This is a genomic window from Symbioplanes lichenis (assembly GCF_030709675.1).
Taxonomy (GTDB): domain Bacteria; phylum Actinomycetota; class Actinomycetes; order Mycobacteriales; family Micromonosporaceae; genus Actinoplanes; species Actinoplanes lichenis.
Map to the genome: position 1 here is coordinate 26,129 of NZ_JAUZQD010000027.1, position 17,140 is coordinate 43,268.

The window sequence follows — 17,140 nt, forward strand, 5'->3', positions numbered from 1 at the left end:
CTGCGCCGGCTGACAGGGTGAGGGAATGCGTCTTTCTCTCTCTGTCTCGATCGCGTCGGCCGTGGCCGGGGCGGTGCTCGGCCCCGTCGCCGTCGCCGCGCCCGCCGCGGCCGCCGACGGCTATCGGGCGTCGATCGAGACCATCGGCACCGCGACCGCGAAGGCTATGACCGGCGTCTCGTGGCACCGGGGCTGCCCGGTGCCGATCTCGGACCTGCGCCGGGTGCGGCTGACCTACTGGGGCTTCGACGGCGTCCGCCACGGGGGTCAGCTGATCGTCCACAAGGGCGTGGCGCGCCGGGTGGTGACGGCCTTCCACAAGCTTTACGCGATCCGCTTCCCGATCAAGTCGATGCTGCCCGTGGAGCGCTTCGACGCCGACGACGACGCGTCGATGGCCGCCAACAACACCTCGGCGTTCAACTGCCGGCCGGTCACCGGGGCGACGAGCGGGTTCTCGGTGCACTCGTACGGCAAGGCCATCGACATCAACACGGTGCAGAACCCGTACGTCAAGGGATCGGTCGTGCAGCCGCCGGCCGGGAAGAAGTTCCTGAACCGCGCCCGCCTGCGCCCGGGGATGATCCGGCACGGCGACAAGGTGTGGCGGGCCTTCACGAGCAACGGGTTCACCTGGGGCGGCGACTGGAAGTCGCTCAAGGACTACCAGCACTTCGAGTTCCCCGTCTGACCGCCGCGGTGCTCGCCCGGGTCACCAGGACGGTGGCCAGCTCGACGCGCGGAGACTCGAGGCGTTCGTCGTTGAGGAGCCGCAGCAGCGTACGGGTGGCCGTCACGCCCATCTCGTGCAGCGGCTGCCGGACGGTGGTCAGGGGCGGGGCGAGCCACCGGGCGTACGGGAGATCGCCGAAGCCGACGACGCTCAGGTCGCCGGGGATCGTCCGCCCGGACCGCCGGGCCGCCTCGTAGACGCCGCCCGCCTGCAGATCGTCGGCGGCGAAGATGGCGGTCGGCGGGTCGGGCAGGGCGAGCAGGGCAGCGGCGGCTTCCAGGCCCCCGGCGTGCGTCAGGTCGCCGGTGCGGATCAGCTCGGGATCGGCGGGGAGTCCGGCGGCGCCGAGGGCGGCCCCGTGACCGGCCCGGCGGGCGCGCGCGGGCGGGAGGCGGTCGGGCCCGCCGATCATGCCGATGCGGCGGTGGCCGAGGGCGATCAGGTGTTCCGTGGCGGCGCACCCGCCGGCGAAGTCCGTGGCGCCGATCGAGGGGGCGTCGCGGTGGGCCTGGCCGGCCCCGTGGACGAGGACGAACGGGATGGCGCGCCGGTCGAGGCCGGTGCGCTGCCGGTCGGTCAGGGCGGAGACGGCCAGCACGGCGCCCTGGGAGCCGCGGGGCAGCAGGATGTCCGGGCGCCGGGCGGAGACGAGCACCCCGAGGCCCGACTCCTCGGCCGCCTCGGCGACGCCGGGCAGCACGGCGAGACCCCAGGGACTGTCCGGCTCGTCGACGACCAGATCGATGACGCCCGTACGGGCGGGGCGGCGCGCCACGGGCGAGCGCCGGTAGCCGCGCCGGGACAGCAGGCGCTCGATCCGGACCCGGGTGGCGGCGGCCACGTCCGAGTGCCCGTTGAGCACCTTGGAGACGGTCGACACCGCCACTCCGGCCTCGGCGGCGATCTCGGCGAGCGTCGTTCTGGTGGTGGTCATGGTCCTGATCTCGGAGGGAAGAGGTCGGACGCGGCGCCGGAAGTCTCCCCCGAAAACGACCGGCGCCGCGGGGACGGTCCGCAGTCCGTCCCTGATCCGGCCCCATGCCGTCCGCGCACCGCCGGCCGGTCCGCCGCGGGCGAGGACGACCCCCCGTATGGGCCGTCCGGTCGCTTTCGATGATGCGCCCGCGCGGAGCCCGTACGGGGAATCCCGAACGATCCCGAACGCGGTCTCCCGCCGCAGGCCGGACGGCACGGGTGCCCACCGGAGGGTTTCGACCGGTAGTGTCGATCGTTCCGAAAACCTGGAGCGTGCCCGTGACTTCCTCGGCGCTGCCCGATCCCGGCCCGGCGACCACTTTGGACGAGCTCGCCGCGGGCCTGCGGGCGCTGAAGGTGTGGGCCGGCGATCCCGCGTACGGGGTCATCACCGCCCGGGTCAACGCCGGGCGCCCGGCGAGCGACCAGGTCGGCCGGACGACCGTCGTCGACTGTTTCCGCGCGGGGCGCCGGCGCCTCGACGGCGAGCTGGTGGCCGCCGTGGTGCACGCGCTGCACCCCGACACCGGCTATGTCACGCAATGGCGGCAGGCGCTGCGGGTGATCAACGGCGAAACCCGAGCTGCCGCCCAGGTACGCGTCCAGGCCGGCCTGCCCGAGGATCTGCCCGGCTTCACGGGCCGCGCGGCCGAGCTGGCGTACGCCCGGGAAGCCGGGATCCCGGTCCTGGTCGGGATGGCCGGCGTGGGCAAGACCCGGCTGGCCGTCCACCTGGGGCATGAGCTCCTCCGCGAGCAACGGGTGGACCGCGTGTTCTTCGTCGATCTGCGCGGCTTCCACCCCGACCCGGCGCAGCCGCCCGCTGATCCGGCCGCCGTGCTCGACGGCTTCCTGCGGCTGCTCGGGGTCTCGGGCCAGCAGATCCCGTACGGGCTGGCCGAGCGCGCGGCCGTGTGGCGAGACCGTCTGGCGGGCAGCCGGACGCTGGTGGTGCTCGACAACGCGGCCGGCGCGGAGCAGGTCCGCCCGTTGCTGCCCGGCGCGCCCGGCTGCGTGACGCTGGTGACCAGTCGTCGCCGGCTGCCGCAGCTGCCCGGGGCCACGCACTGCGACGTGGACGTGTTCCGGCCGGCGGACTCGCACCGGTTCCTCGACGCGGCGATGCCCGGCATCCCGGCCGGCGACGACCCGGACGCGACGGCCCGGATCGCCCAGCTCTGCGGTCAGCTGCCCCTGGCCCTCGCGCTGGTCGCCGGGCACATGCGCGCCAAGGGCGGCTGGACGCTCACCGACCATGCCGACTGGCTCGAGGAGCGGCACGGCGCCGGGCGGCTGGACACCGGGGTGGAGCTCGCGCTCGACGTGTCGTACCGGGAACTGCCGGACGGGGAGCGTGCGCTGCTCCGCGGGCTGGCCCTGCACCCTGGTCAGGATGTCGGCGAGCACGCGGCCGCCGCCCTGAGCGGGACCACTGTGGAGCATGCGGCCGAACGCCTGGCCGAGCTCGCGGCGAACAACCTGGTGCAGCCCGCGGGTCCCGGCCGGTACACCCTGCACGACCTCGTACGCGCCTACGCCGCCGCCCGGGCCGCCGATGAGGACCGCCGCTCGGAACGTCGCGAGGCCGTGACCCGCCTGCTCGACTTCTATCTGGCCACCGCGGCCGAGGCCATGAACCGGCTCGACCCCGCGGAGGCCGGCCGCCGCCCCAAGGTGAGCCCGTCGCCCGTGGCCCGGCCCGCCCTCGACGAGCCCGTCGCCTGGCTCGACAACGAACGCACCAACCTCGTCGCCGCGGCCGTGCACGCCGAGGAGAACGGTCTGCCCGCGCACGCCGTGCAGTTCAGCGCCGTGCTCTTCCGCTATCTGATCGGCGGGCACCACCTCGAGGCGATGACCGTGCACGAGCGCGCGGCGCGGGCCGCCGAGCGTACGGGCGACCTGGCCGGCCAGGCGACCGCGCTCGCCGGCATGGCCACCGCCGAGGTGCTGACCGGGCGGCACGAGGCGGCGCTGGCCCGGCTCGGCCACGCCCTGCAGATCTTCCAGGTGCTCGGCGACGTCCCCGGCCAGGCCCGCACCCTCAACACCGTCGGCATCACCGAGACCCGCCTCGGCCGCTACGAGACCGCCGCCCGGCACCTCACCGAGTCCATGAACCTGCACGGCACCACCGGCAACGCCGCCGGCCAGGCCCGCGCCCGCACCAACCTGGCCAACCTCGAGTCCCGCCTCGGCCGCGACGAGGTGGCCGTCCCGCTCTACGAGGCGGTCCTGCGCTTCCACGAGGAGGAGGGCGACAAGGTCGGCGAGGCGGTCGCGCTGAGCAATCTGGGCGGCGCCGAGGTCAAGCTGGGCCGCTACGACGCGGCGGAACGGCATTTGGACCGGGCGCTGGACCTCGACCGCGAGCTGCGCAACGCCGCCTTCGAGGCGTCGACGCTCGACTTCCTCGGCACGCTGTGGACCGGCCGCGGCGACTCCGGCCGGGCCGTCGCCCGCCACCAGGAGGCGATGACCATCTTCCGGCGGCTCGGAGACCGGCACGGCGAGGCCTGCGCGCACAACGGGCTGGGCGAGGCGGCGCTGGTCGCCGGGCGGGTCGCCGACGCGATCGCGGAGCACACGGCGGCGTACGGGATCGCGGCCGAGCCCGGGGTCACCGATCCGGAGCAGCAGGCCCGCGCGCGTACGGGCCTGGGCCACGCGTGGCGCGCCCAGGCAGACCCGGACCAGGCGCGCCGGGAGTACGAGCGGGCGCGGGCGCTCTGGGCCTCGATGAGCTCGACCGAGGCGGCCCGCATCACGGCGATCCTGGACACTCTCTACCGTAAGGATCATGAGTGAGCAGCCGGACAGCCGTCCCACCTCCCACTCGCGCGTCACCCTGAGCCGGATCATGACCGCGACCGACGTCAACCTCTACGGCACCGTCCACGGCGGTGACCTGATGAAATTCGTCGACGACGTCGCCGGGGCCGCGGCGGCCCGGCACAGCGGCGGCACCGCCGTCACTGCGGCCATCGACGAGATCGTCTTCCTGGAGCCGGTCCGGGTGGGCGACCTCGTCCACGCGTACGCGCAGGTGAACTGGGCCGGATCCACCTCCATGGAGGTCGGCGTCCGGGTGACCTCGGAACGCTGGGACACCGCCGGCTCCGAGGCCCTCACCGTGGTCACCGCCTACCTCGTCTTCGTCGGCGTCGACGCGTCCGGGCACCCCCGCCATGTGCCGCCGGTGCAGCCGGAGACGCCGGAGGACGAACGCCGCTTCCGCGAAGCCCTGATCCGCCGCGAACACCGCCTCGCCCGCCGCAAGGCGATCCAGGACGCCCGCGCCGCCGGCTGACCCGTCAACCGCACGCCCGGGCCGGCGCCGGAGTTGCTGGGCCGGCAACGCCCGCCTGCCCGGATGGATCTCGGAAAGAAGTTGATCGATGGAGATGGCGTAACGAGATAGTCACAAGTCGATGCCATGATCTTTCCGGACCGCACTCTTTGCAGTCGGATGTGCTCACACTGCAACTCCGCACCGGCGTCCGGAGGGGAACCATGACCATCCGCAGACTGACCGTGATCGCGACGGCCACCCTGCTCGCACTCACCGCCTGCAGCGGGAGCGAGTCCGACGGGAACGACGAGCTGCTCGGCTTCGCGTCCTGCTCCGGCTCCCCCTTCGACTGCAACAAGGGCGAGACGAAAACGGGCGGGACCCTGGTCTACTACGAGGAGCAGGACCGCACGACCTGGAACACGGTCAGCTCGGACGGCGGCCACTACGTCACGTCGGTGATGATGCGGCCGCTGCTGCCGACCGTCTACTACGGCGGACCGGACTACAAGCCGCTGCTCAATCAGGACTTGATGGCCGAGGAGCCGAAGCTCGCGAGCACCAGCCCGCAGACCGTGGTCTACAAGCTCAAGCCGGAAGCGGTCTGGAGCGACGGCACGCCGATCACCGCGGACGATTTCGCCTACCAGTTCCGGACGCGGAACACCCGGGACTGCCCCGACTGCGCGTCGTCGAGCAACGCCGGCTACGACCTGATCCAGGACGTCAAGGGGGCGGACAGCGGCAAGACGGTGACCGTGACGTTCCAGGCGGGCAAGGTCTATCCGGACTGGAAGGGGCTCTTCGGCGACATCTATCCCGCGCATCTGGCGAAGCAGAACGGCGACGACGGTACGCCCGCCGGCCTGGCCAAGTCGTGGGAGTGGTTCGGCAAGACGCAGCCGACGTGGTCGGGCGGGCCGTTCCGGATCGAGAGCTACGCCGAGGCGCAGGAGCTCGTCGAGGTGCCGAACCCCAAGTGGTGGGGCGCCAAGCCGGCACTGGACAAGATCGTGTTCAAGGTCGTGACGGACCAGTCGTCGTTCGTGCCGGCCCTGCAGAACAGTGAGATCAACGCGGGCGACCCGCAGCCGAATCTCGACATGGTGACGCAGGTGCAGAACCTGCCCGACGTCAACTACCGGATCAGCGGCGGGCTCTCGTGGGAGCACATCGACCTCAACCTCGAGAACAAGTTTCTCAAGGACAAGGCGCTGCGCGAGGCCATCTTCCGGGCCATCAACGTGCAGGGCATCATCGACCGTACGGTCGGCACCTTCTGGAAGGACGCGAAGCCGCTCCAGAACCACAACTTCGTGCCGGAGAGCCCGCACTACAAGGACGTGGTCAGCGCGACCGGCGCCGGGGCGGGCGACGTCGAGAAGGCGAAGCAGGTGCTCACCGCCGCCGGATACACGGGAGTCGGCACGGCGCTCAAGACCCCGGCCGGTGAGCCGGTGACGCTGCGGATGCGGCACACCGAGGGCAACGTCAACCGGGCCGCCACGTCGGAGCTGGTGCAGGCGTCGCTCAAGCAGCTCGGCATCCCGCTGGCCATTCAGACCACGGCGAACCTGTCCGACACCACGAGCAAGGGCGACTACGACCTGATCGTCTTCGCCTGGGTACAGACGCCGTACTTCTTCTCCGGCGCGCAGCAGACGTGGGGCAAGAACAGCGAGTCCAACTATGGGCACTGGGTCAACGAGAAGGCGGACGCCGTGCTGTTGCAGGCCATTCAGGAGGGGCTCGACGAGGCGAAGGGCGCCGCGCGGCTCAACGAGGCCGATGCCCTGATGGCCCAGGACTACTACGTGCTGCCGCTCTTCCAGCGGCCCAACTTCATGGTGGCGCAGAACGCGTACGTGAACATCAGGCCGAATGCCACCAGCACCGGCCCGACGTACAACACGCAGGAGTGGGGTCTCAAGGCGACGGCGAACTGACTTGCTCGCCTATGTCGTGCGGCGCCTGCTCGCCGCGATCCCCGTGCTGATCGTCGCGTCCTTCCTCTCGTACGCCCTGGTGGCGCTCTCGGGGGATCCGCTCGAGCCGCTGAAGCTGCGCAACCCGCCGGCCCCGCAGCGGACCATCGACCTGGAGACCGAGCGGCTCGGGCTGGACGACAACATCGTCGTCCGGTACGGCCACTGGCTCGGCGGCGTTCTGCACGGGGACTTCGGCGAGTCGGTGCAGAGCACGTACGACATCGGCGCGAACCTGACCCGCGCCACGACCGTGACCCTGCGGCTGGTCGTCGTCGCGATCCTGCTCGCGCTCGTCCTGGCCGTGCTGACCGGCGTGGTCGGGGCGGTGCGGCAGTACTCCAAGTCGGACTACGCGCTGACGTTCACCGGCTTCGTGTTCCTGGCGATGCCGCTGTTCTGGGTCGCGATCGTGCTCAAGGACCTGGCCGTCCGCTACAACAAGGCCACCGGTACGACGGTCTTCTTCACGATCGGCGAGACGTCCCAGGGCTACAGCGGCATGTCCCCGGGCGCGAAGCTGGCCGACGTCGCCGGGCACCTGGTGCTGCCGACACTCGCGCTGGCGCTCATCACGTACGCGGCATGGAGCCGGTACCAACGGTCAGCCGTCCTGGAGGTGCTGAACTCCGACTACGTCCGGCTGGCCCGGGCCAAGGGCCTGCCGTGGCGCAAAGTGCTCACGCGGCACGTACTCCGGACCGCTCTGATCCCGCTCGTCACGGTCACCGCCCTGGACGTCGCCGGCATCCTCGGCGGGGCGGTGATCACCGAGACGGTCTTCAACTGGAACGGCCTCGGCCGGATGCTGCTGACCGGGGTCGCCCGGGCCGACACCGACGCCGTGGCCAGCTGGCTGCTGCTCGCCGGGCTCGTCGTCATCGTCTGCAACCTGATCGCCGACGCCCTCTACGCCGTCCTGGACCCGAGGATCCGCCATGAGTGAAGCCGTCCGCGAACGGTCGCAGGCGGAGCTGGTCCTGCGCCGGTTCCTGCGTCATCGGGCCGCGGTCACGAGCCTGGTGACGCTTCTGGTGGTGACGCTGTTCGCGTTCGCCGGGCCGCTGCTCTGGCGGTACGACTACGCGGACATCACCGACGATCTCTCCCAGTCGCCGTCGCTGCGCCACCCGTTCGGCACCGACCTCATCGGACACGACACGTTCGCCCAGGTCATGCGGGGCACGCAGCAATCGGTCAAGATCGCGCTGGCCATCGCCCTGATCGGTACGGTCTTCGGCGCGCTGTGGGGCGCGATCGCCGGCCTCTATCGCGGCAAGCTCGACTTCCTGATGATGCGACTGGTCGACGTCATCCTGACGCTCCCCTCGATCGCCGTCGCGGCCGCGGTCGCCGCCCAGGGAGTCGGCCGCAGCCAGTGGTGGGCGATCGCGTTCGTGCTCGGCGCGCTGACGTGGCCGTACGTGTCGAGGGTGGTCCGGGGTGTGGTGTTGTCGCTGCGCGAGCAGGAGTTCATCGAGTCGGCGCGGGCGCTCGGGGCGGGCAACGCCCGGATCATCCTGCGGCACCTGTTGCCCAACGCGCTCGGCACAATCATTGTCACCGCCACGCTGACCATCGCCACGGGCATCCTCGGCGAGGCGGCGCTGTCCTTCCTCGGCGTCGGCGTACAGGCCCCGGACACCTCGCTCGGGCTGCTCGTCTCCATCAACAAGGACGCCGTCAACACGCGGCCGTGGCTGTTCTACTTCCCCGGCCTGTTCATCATCCTGATCGCGCTGACCATCAACTTCATCGGCGACGGGCTGCGCGATGCCTTCGACCCCAAGCAGACGAGGGTGCGCCGATGACCGCGCTTCTCCAGGTGGAAGACCTCACGGTCGAGTTCCCGACCGAGGACGGGGTGCTGCCCGCGGTACGCGGGGTCTCGTACGAGGTCGGGCGGGGCGAGTCCGTCGGGATCGTGGGCGAGTCGGGGTCGGGCAAGTCGGTGACGTCGCTCGCCGTCATGGGCCTGCTCCCCCGCAACGCGCGCGTCAGCGGCTCGGTCCGGCTGCTGGGCGAGGAGTTGCTCGGCCGTACGGACGCCGAGCTCTCGAAGATCCGCGGCCGCACCGTGGCAATGATCTTCCAGGACCCGCTCACGTCGCTGAACCCGGTGCACACCGTCGGGGCGCAGATCGCCGAGGCCGTTCTGGCCCATCGCGACGTCCCGCGCCAGGTGGCGATGAGACGCGCCACGGAACTGCTCGAGATCGTCGGCATCCCGTTCCCGGCGCTGCGCGCGAAGAACTATCCCCACGAGCTATCCGGCGGCATGCGGCAACGGATCGTCATCGCGATCGCCATGGCCAACGACCCCGAGCTGATCATCGCCGACGAGCCGACCACGGCGCTGGACGTCACCGTGCAGGCCCAGGTGCTGGAGGCTTTGGAGGCGGCCCGGCGCGAGACGGGCGCGTCACTGGTCCTGATCACGCACGACCTCGGGGTCATCGCCGGGCACACCGACCGGGTCAACGTCATGTACGCCGGCAAGCTGGTCGAGACGGGCACGGTGGACGGGATCTTCTATCGGCCGCGGATGCCGTACACCCTGGGGCTCTTGAGCAGTCTGCCCCGCATCGACGAGAGCGGGCGGCAGCGGCTCACGCCCATCACCGGATCGCCGCCGTCGCTGCTGACCCTGCCCGCCGGGTGCCCGTTCGTGCCGCGCTGTCCCAGGGCCGAGTCGATCTGCTCCACCACCGAGCCGCCGCTGCTGCCCGCCGGGCCGGGCCACTTCGCCGCGTGCCACTTCCACGACTCGGTCACGTCCTTCCCCGCGCCGGAAACCCCCGCGTCGGTCGCGCCGCGGCCCTCCGATCCGATCTTGTCCGTACGGGGACTGGTCAAGCATTTCCCCGTACGCTCCCGCGGGGTCCTCCGGCGGCGCATCGGTGACGTGCACGCGGTGTGCGACGTGTCCTTCGACATCTTGACGCACGAGACGCTCGGGCTCGTCGGGGAATCCGGCTGCGGCAAGACGACGACGGGTCGCGTGCTGCTCAACCTCGAGCCGGCCACCGCGGGCTCGGTCCACTTCCAGAGGCGCGACCTCGTGCCGTTGTCCCGGGCCCGGATGCGGCCGCTGCGCAAGGATCTGCAGATCGTCTTCCAGGACCCGTACGCGTCGCTCGACCCCCGGATGACGGTCAACGAGATCATCGCCGAACCCCTGCGGATCCACGGCCGGTACGGCTCCGACGGGCGGGCCCAGGTGCGATCACTGCTGAAGACGGTGGGCCTCGACGTCGAGCACGGCAACCGGTACGCGCACGAGTTCTCCGGTGGGCAGCGCCAGCGCATCGGCATCGCCCGGGCGCTCGCGCTGCGGCCGCGCGTCCTGGTGCTGGACGAGCCGGTGTCGGCGCTCGACGTCTCGATCCAGGCCGGCGTGGTCAACCTGCTCGAGGACTTGCAGGACGAACTCGGCCTCTCCTATCTGTTCATCTCCCACGACCTGTCCGTCGTCCGGCACATCGCCGACCGGGTCGCCGTCATGTACCTGGGCCGGATCGTGGAGACGGCGCCGGTGGACGAGCTGTTCCTGCGGGCCGCGCACCCGTACACGCAGGCCTTGATCTCGGCGATCCCGGTGCCCGACCCGCACAAGGAACGCGCCCGCGAACGCATCATCCTCACCGGCGACGTGCCGAGCCCGGTCGCCCCGCCGAGCGGGTGCCGCTTCCGGACGCGCTGCCCGAAGTTCCCGACCCTGACCGACAAGGAACAGCGCCTCTGCATCTCCGACGTCCCGGCGCTCGTCGACCACGGCGAGGGCCATCGAACGGCTTGTCACTACGCGGAGGCGCTCACGCTGATCTAAGGTCGCTTCGTGGACGATGCGGCCGTACAGATGGTGGAAGCGGCGACGGCGTGGCTGGCGGCGCTTTCTTCTTCTCAGCTCTCCGCCGCGCGGCAGCCCTGGCCGTCCTCGGACCGGAAGCGCTGGTATTACACCCCGGTGGATCACGGCGGCCTGCCCCTGGGCCAGATGTCGGCTCCGCAGCAGCAGGCGGCCATGCGACTGCTGTCGACGGGCCTGTCCGACGCCGGCTACGTGACAGCGTCAACGATCATCGGCCTGGAGAACGTGCTCGACAGGTCGGACAATTGGCCTGTTACGGACGCACGCCGACGCCGGCGTGACCCGCAGCTCTACTGGCTCCGCGTCTTCGGCGAGCCCAGCCTGACCGGCCCCTGGTCGTGGCGCTTCGGCGGCCACCACGTCTCCGTCCACAACCTCGTCCTCGACGGCCGGGTCCAGTCCAGCACCCCCTGCTTCCTGGGCGCCGACCCCGCCGCCGCCCCCCTGCTCGGCGGCCACCTCCTCCGCCCCTTGGGCGCCACCGAAGACCTCGCCCGCGACCTGCTGGCGTCCCTCTCCCCGGACCAGCTGCCGGCAACGATCATCGACGCCGTCGCCCCGAGCGACATCCTCAGCCGCAACCTTTCCCGCGTCCCGGACATCGGGCTTGCGGGCATCCCCGGCTCCGCCCTGACGCCGGCCCAGCAGGACCTGCTCCGCGCCCTCCTCGGCACCTTCATCGACCGCATCCCGCCCGCCCTGGCCGCCGCTGAGTCCGCGAAGTTCGCCGGCAAACTGCTGGACGAGGTCCACTTCGCGTGGGCCGGCGCCACCGAACCCGGCGCCCCGCACTACTACCGCCTGCAGGGCCCGTCCCTCCTCGCCGAATACGACAACACACAGAGCAACGCCAACCACGTCCACACCGTCTGGCGCAACCCCACCAACGACTTCGGCGACGACGTCCTCGCCCGCCACCTCGCCGACCACCACTCCTAAGCGGGCTCCGCGTCGCTGTCCCGCCGGGCGAACGCTCGCGCCCCCACCAGGTCGAGCACCACAGCCGCGGCGTTGCCGGCCGCCTTCTCCTGCACGTCGTCGCGCTTGCCGTGCCCCCAGTCGGAGATGCCCTTCACCACGATCCACTCGGTCTGCTTGCGAACTGCCGCCGCGTACACGCCCGCGCCTTCCATCTCCCCGCCGAGCGCGTCCTGGTAGCGCATCCGCAACGCCTCCCGCAGCCGTGAGTTGTCGACCAGCACGTCCCAGGACAGCAGCTCGCCCATGTGGATCCGGAAACCCGCCGGCGGCTCCGCCATCATGAACCGCGCCACGAGGTTCGGACCGGCAGTCACGCTGTCCCCCCTCTCGCGAATCTCGATGTCGCCGTCCGCCCCCTCGCCTACACGCACATTGATCACGCGTAGCCGCTGGGCAACGATCACATCGCACTCGGCCTGAAACTCCTCCCGAAGGCCGTAACAGATGCCGAGCGAGATCACGTAATCCGGCCGTTGCTCACGGACCAGCTCCGGCACGCCGTACGCGGCGGAGACCGGGCTCGTCACGCCGGGGCCGGTGCGGGCCAGCACGAGTTCCGTGGCCCCGAGGACGCCGAGCTTGTGCACCGGGTAGCCGCCGAACAGCCGCTCCGCCGCCCGACCCGTGCGCTGCCGGACGCGGTCCAGCACTACCGCCTGTTCCACGGGAGTCGCCACGAGCAGCAAAACCTTCCCGCGTCGTCCCGACTCCTCGACCAAGGCGTCCACGTCCGCTCCCTGCTTCCTCAGATGGCGCGTGTACTGCAGCATCGCCGCCACACCGACAAAGATTCCGACCAGGCCCAGCACCGAGGCACCGAACCCGAAGCTGGTGGCCTCGAACGTCTCCGGCCGCGGCTCCTGCGGGTTCTGCCACAGCAGTCGATACGCCAGCCATTCGAGCGCGGTCCCGTACGTGGCGGGCCGTTCGGCACATGTATCCGCGCAACCGGCCCGTTCCGCCTGAGCCACCATCGGAGCGACTCCCGCGAGGAGGGCCGCGACAGCGGCCAGATAGAGGAAGAAGAACGCTCCGGTTTCGGTCATCCGCTGCGCGACCTGCGGCTTGCGGCCGGTGAAGCGCAGCCGGACGGCAGGGTCGTCCACACCCATGTCGACGCCGTGGGCCCAGTCGCCGACCAGCGTCCGCATGCCGCTCGTGCTCACCGCCGCGCGCGGGCAGGCCAGTGCGGGGTCGGGCCCGGCCAGCGCGACAAGCCGCTGCCACACCTCGTCGAGCAGTTCCGACCCGCCGGTCGCCGCCGGGTGGTGACAGACGGCCAAGGTCCACCGCTCGTACGGCCACCGTTGGGCCGCGGCCTCGTGCGGTGCGAGGCCCGGGCGGCCGAGGGACCGCAGACCCCGCACGCACATACGCACCAGCCCGGTCACCTGGTCAGTGACGACAACCAGCAGCAGAGCCAGCTCGAGCAGCACCGCGACCAGATAGAGCACGGCATGATCGAGAACGTCCCGCAGCGCGACGAGGATCAGCGCCCCGCCCAGGAACATGAGGAAGCTGCCGACCACCAGGGCCAGGTGCCACGAGTGGTCAACCGCTCGCAGCACCGCGAACCGGCCGCCCCGTCCCGGCCGATCGCCCGGGCTGCGCAGCATCGCGAACGAGTCGAAGCCCCGCCAGACCAGCCGTCCCTCGGCCGCCGCGCGGAACAGTTGCAGAGTGATGGGCCCACGGTCGCGCAGCAACCCGAGGTGTCTCGGCCGCAGCCAGTCGCGCACCTCGGCCCCGAATTCGGCGCGCCGCACGAGCCGCGCGGCCTGCCTCAACTCAGCAACCGAGGGCCGGCGGTCCGCCGGCGAAGGACGCGTGTCCACAGCGTCCACGGTAGACGCGGAACCGCCTGGGTCGTCACACAGCCGGGAGGTGATCCGCCGGCGAAGTCCGCAGCAGCCAGGCGAGCGGCATCTTCGCCGCGACGTCGTACGTGTGATCCGGGCCGAGGACGTGCATGGTCACCGTCTGTGCGGCGTCCCGCTCGACCAGCCAGTAGCGTTCGATGCCCGCCGCGGCATACTCGCGGACCTTGATGACCTCGTCCGTCGCAGCCGAGCCCGGTGAGACGATCTCAATGACCAGCAACAGCTCCGAGACATCGAGCCAGACACTGCGCGGCTGCACGCCCGCCCACAGCGTCAGATCCGGGATCCGCCCGCCGTCGACATCCGCGCCGGGGAGCCGGATGCCGACGGCCTGCAAGATCTGATCCGCCGGCCAACCGGCAAGCAGCAACCGGGCAAAGAGGCGACTGGCGATCGCCGCGTGCTCCGAGTCGGGCCGCGGCATGACAGACAGCGCCCCCCAGGGCTCAACTCATAACGATGGCCGTATCGATCGGCGGCGGTCCACACCGCCAAGTCTTCGAGCGTGATCACGGCAGGGACGTACCTACCGAAGGCTTCAGCGCTCATACGCCCATCTTAACGCACGACAAGCCCTGGTGAGGACATCAGCCTTTGAGCAGCTGGCGGGCCATGACGATGCGCTGGACCTGGTTCGTACCCTCGTAGATCTGGGTGATTTTGGCGTCGCGCATCATGCGTTCGACCGGGTAGTCGCGCGTGTAGCCGTACCCGCCCAGCAGCTGCACCGCGTCCGTCGTGATCTCCATCGCGGCGTCCGACGCGAAGCACTTGGCCGCCGCGCCGAAGTAGGTCAGGTCGGCGTCGCCGCGTTCGCTCTTGCCCGCGGCCACGTAGGTCATCTGGCGGGCGGCTTCGAGCTTCATGCCCATGTCGGCCAGCATGAACTGGATGCCCTGGAAGTCGCTGACCGGCTTGCCGAACTGCTTGCGCTCCTTGACGTACCCCAGGGCGAAGTCCAGCGCCCCCTGGGCGATGCCGACCGCCTGGGCCGCGATGGTCACGCGGGTGTGGTCGAGCGTACGCATCGCCGTCGCGAAGCCCGTGCCCTCTTCACCGATCATGCGATCCAGCGGGATGCGGACGTTGTCGAAGTAGACCTCGCGGGTGGGGCTGCCCTTGATGCCGAGCTTCTTCTCGGGGGCGCCGAAGCTGACGCCCTCGTCCGACTTCTCGACGACGAAGGCGGAGATGCCCTTCGAGCGGGCTGTGGGATCGGTCACGGCGAAGACGGTGTAGTACTCGGAGACGCCGGCGTTGGTGATCCAGCGCTTGACGCCGTTGAGGACCCAGGAGTCGCCGTCGCGGACCGCGCGGGTGGTCATCGAGGCCGCGTCGCTGCCGGCCTCCGGCTCGGACAAACAGTAGGAGAACATTGCCTCACCGGCGGCCACCGGCGTGAGATAGCGCTCCTTCAGAGAGGAGGAGGCGGCCAGGATCAGGGGCATCGTGCCGAGCTTGTTGACCGCCGGGATCAGCGAGGAGCTGGCGCAGGCGCGGGCGACTTCCTCGATGACGATGGCGGTGGCCAGGGCGTCCGCGCCGGCGCCGCCGTACTCGGCCGGGATGTGCGGGGCGTGGAAGTCGGAGGCGCGCAGGGCGTCGTACGACGCCTTGGGGAACTCGCTGGTCTCGTCGGCCTCGGCCGCGTTCGGGGCCACCTTGGCGTCGCAGACCTCGCGGACGGCCGCGCGGATCGCCTCGTGATCCTCGGGCAGTTGATACACGTCGAACTCGGACATGGCCCCGCCTTCCCGGTAAAGAAAGCCTATGTTACCGACGCGTAGGGTACGCGCACTATCCTTCTCCGCCGGACGGTGCTCGGACGCTTTGTGCGACGCCGTGAGAAGGTGTGCTCCCCCCGTCTTGACTGGAGTTCCACGTGACCATCCCGGTTCCGACAATGCAGCTCGAGGTGCCGTCCGGCGCGCCCCGGCCGCGGCTGGCGTTCCTCGGCACGGGCTACCTGGGCGCGACGTACGCCATCTGCTTCGCCGAGCTGGGCTACGAGGTGCTCGGCTTCGACGTCGACGAGCCGAAGATAGCCAAGCTGGCCGCGGGACAGGTCCCGTTCCACGAGCCCGGGCTGGACGAGCTGCTGCGGGCCAACCTCGCCGCGGGCCGGTTGCGCTTCACCACCTCGTACGAGGAAGTGGCCGACTTCGCCGACGTCCACTTCATCTGCGTGGGGACGCCGCAGCGCGGTGACAGCATGGGCGCCGACCTCAAGTACGTCGAGACGTCCGTCACCAATCTCGCCAAGCACCTGAAGCGCCGGGCCCTCATCGTCGGCAAGTCGACGGTTCCGGTCGGCACCGCGGAGTGGGTCGAGCAGCTGGTCGCCAAGCACACCGCCCCCGAGCTGGGTGTCGAGGTCGCGTGGTCGCCGGAGTTCCTGCAGGAGGGCTTCGCCGTCGAGGACGTGCTGCGGCCCAACCGGATCGTCGTCGGCGTCAAGAGCGACTGGGCCAACGCCATGCTCTACGCCGCGCACAAGGGCGTCTTCGACCTGGCCGCCACCGAGGACCGCGAGGTGCCGCTGGTGGTGACCGACTTCGCGACCGCCGAGCTGGTCAAGGTGGCCGCGAACGCGTTCCTGGCCACGAAGATCAGCTTCATCAACGCGATGGCCGAGGTCTGCGAGGTGGCCGGGGGCGACGTGACGCAGCTGGCCCGCGCGATCGGCTACGACCCGCGCATCGGCAACCGTTTCCTGCAGGCCGGGGTCGGTTTCGGCGGCGGCTGCCTGCCCAAGGACATCCGCGCGTTCCAGGCCCGGGCCCAGGAGCTCGGCGCGGGCGAGGCGCTGCGCTTCCTGCACGAGGTCGACCTGATCAACCTGCGCCGCCGGTCGCGCGTGGTCCAGCTCGCGGCGCAGCTGCTCGACCGGCGGCCCGGCCCGGCGGGGCCCGATCTGTCCGGCACGCGCATCGCCGTGCTGGGTGCTGCCTTCAAACCCAATTCCGATGACGTACGCGACGCGCCCGCCCTCGCCGTCGCGGCCGCCCTGTCCAAGGCCGGCGCCGACGTGCGCGTCTACGACCCTCAGGGCATGGAGAACGCCCGGGTGGTCCAGCCGCACCTGGCGTACGAGGCGTCCATGGCCGACGCGGTCGCCGGAGCGGAACTTGTGTGCGTGCTCACTGAATGGGCCGAGTTCCGCAACGCCGACCCGAACGCGCTCGGTGACCTCGTGGCGGCCCGGCGGATCATCGACGGCAAGAACTGCCTGGACCCGGCGTTGTGGGCCCGGGCCGGCTGGGAGTATCGCGGCATGGGACGGCCCGCACCAGCCCTCTGACGACTGACCGTTTTCACGCACCGGCCGCGAACCTGTACGGTTCGCGGCCGTTTCCATTGATCTGGACCCCGCTGAGACTGTTCTAATGAGGTGTCGGGTGGGCATAGCCCGGGTCGAGGAGG

13 protein-coding genes are annotated in these 17,140 nt (G+C 70.8%); 9 read left to right on the forward strand and 4 right to left on the reverse strand.

What is annotated here, in order from left to right; all coding sequences use genetic code 11:
* The first annotated feature begins 25 nt into the window (after positions 1 to 25).
* Positions 26 to 691 carry a M15 family metallopeptidase gene (locus RAN62_RS39635; RefSeq protein ID WP_305790040.1) on the forward strand — a complete coding sequence of 222 codons (666 nt, stop codon included), beginning with the start codon at positions 26 to 28 and terminating at the stop codon, positions 689 to 691.
* On the opposite strand, the gene RAN62_RS39640 is transcribed toward RAN62_RS39635, so the two are convergent.
* On the reverse strand, positions 657 to 1,667 hold the full coding sequence (locus RAN62_RS39640) for a LacI family DNA-binding transcriptional regulator (RefSeq protein ID WP_305790041.1): 1,011 nt from the start codon (positions 1,665 to 1,667) through the stop codon (positions 657 to 659). The two genes, RAN62_RS39635 and RAN62_RS39640, sit on opposite strands and share 35 nt — an antisense overlap.
* A 314-nt stretch (positions 1,668 to 1,981) precedes the next feature.
* On the opposite strand from RAN62_RS39640, the gene RAN62_RS39645 reads away from it, so the two are divergent.
* From RAN62_RS39645 to RAN62_RS39675, 7 genes are all read left to right on the forward strand, one after another.
* Positions 1,982 to 4,516: a tetratricopeptide repeat protein gene (locus RAN62_RS39645; protein ID WP_305790042.1), complete on the forward strand. Its 2,535-nt coding sequence runs from the start codon at positions 1,982 to 1,984 to the stop codon at positions 4,514 to 4,516.
* On the forward strand, positions 4,509 to 5,018 hold the full coding sequence (locus RAN62_RS39650) for an acyl-CoA thioesterase (RefSeq protein ID WP_305790043.1): 510 nt from the start codon (positions 4,509 to 4,511) through the stop codon (positions 5,016 to 5,018). The genes RAN62_RS39645 and RAN62_RS39650 overlap by 8 nt, the downstream gene beginning before the upstream one ends.
* A 203-nt stretch (positions 5,019 to 5,221) precedes the next feature.
* On the forward strand, positions 5,222 to 6,946 hold the full coding sequence (locus RAN62_RS39655) for an ABC transporter family substrate-binding protein (protein ID WP_305790044.1): 1,725 nt from the start codon (positions 5,222 to 5,224) through the stop codon (positions 6,944 to 6,946).
* Between the two features lies 1 nt (position 6,947).
* A complete protein-coding gene (locus RAN62_RS39660) occupies positions 6,948 to 7,931 on the forward strand; it encodes an ABC transporter permease (protein ID WP_305790045.1) in 984 nt (327 codons plus the stop codon).
* Positions 7,924 to 8,796, forward strand: coding sequence for an ABC transporter permease (locus RAN62_RS39665; RefSeq protein WP_305790046.1), 873 nt, complete (start codon positions 7,924 to 7,926; stop codon positions 8,794 to 8,796). Before RAN62_RS39660 ends, RAN62_RS39665 begins: the two co-directional genes overlap by 8 nt.
* Positions 8,793 to 10,814, forward strand: a complete 2,022-nt coding sequence (locus tag RAN62_RS39670; protein ID WP_305790047.1) for a dipeptide ABC transporter ATP-binding protein — start codon at positions 8,793 to 8,795, stop codon at positions 10,812 to 10,814. The genes RAN62_RS39665 and RAN62_RS39670 overlap by 4 nt, the downstream gene beginning before the upstream one ends.
* A 9-nt stretch (positions 10,815 to 10,823) precedes the next feature.
* Positions 10,824 to 11,795, forward strand: coding sequence for a DUF3500 domain-containing protein (locus RAN62_RS39675; RefSeq protein ID WP_305790048.1), 972 nt, complete (start codon positions 10,824 to 10,826; stop codon positions 11,793 to 11,795).
* On the opposite strand, the gene RAN62_RS39680 is transcribed toward RAN62_RS39675, so the two are convergent.
* From RAN62_RS39680 to RAN62_RS39690, 3 genes are all read right to left on the reverse strand, one after another.
* Entirely contained in the window at positions 11,792 to 13,672 is a 1,881-nt protein-coding gene (locus RAN62_RS39680) for a 5'-methylthioadenosine/S-adenosylhomocysteine nucleosidase family protein (protein ID WP_305790049.1), read from the reverse strand. The two genes, RAN62_RS39675 and RAN62_RS39680, sit on opposite strands and share 4 nt — an antisense overlap.
* Positions 13,673 to 13,706: 34 nt before the next feature.
* Positions 13,707 to 14,141 carry a Uma2 family endonuclease gene (locus RAN62_RS39685; RefSeq protein ID WP_305790050.1) on the reverse strand — a complete coding sequence of 145 codons (435 nt, stop codon included), beginning with the start codon at positions 14,139 to 14,141 and terminating at the stop codon, positions 13,707 to 13,709.
* Between the two features lie 163 nt (positions 14,142 to 14,304).
* The gene (locus tag RAN62_RS39690; RefSeq protein ID WP_305790051.1) at positions 14,305 to 15,459 is read right to left on the reverse strand and encodes an acyl-CoA dehydrogenase family protein; all 1,155 of its coding nucleotides are present in this window, start codon (positions 15,457 to 15,459) and stop codon (positions 14,305 to 14,307) included.
* A 161-nt stretch (positions 15,460 to 15,620) separates the two neighbouring features.
* On the opposite strand from RAN62_RS39690, the gene RAN62_RS39695 reads away from it, so the two are divergent.
* Entirely contained in the window at positions 15,621 to 17,018 is a 1,398-nt protein-coding gene (locus RAN62_RS39695) for a UDP-glucose dehydrogenase family protein (RefSeq protein ID WP_305790073.1), read from the forward strand.
* The last annotated feature ends 122 nt before the right edge of the window (positions 17,019 to 17,140 follow it).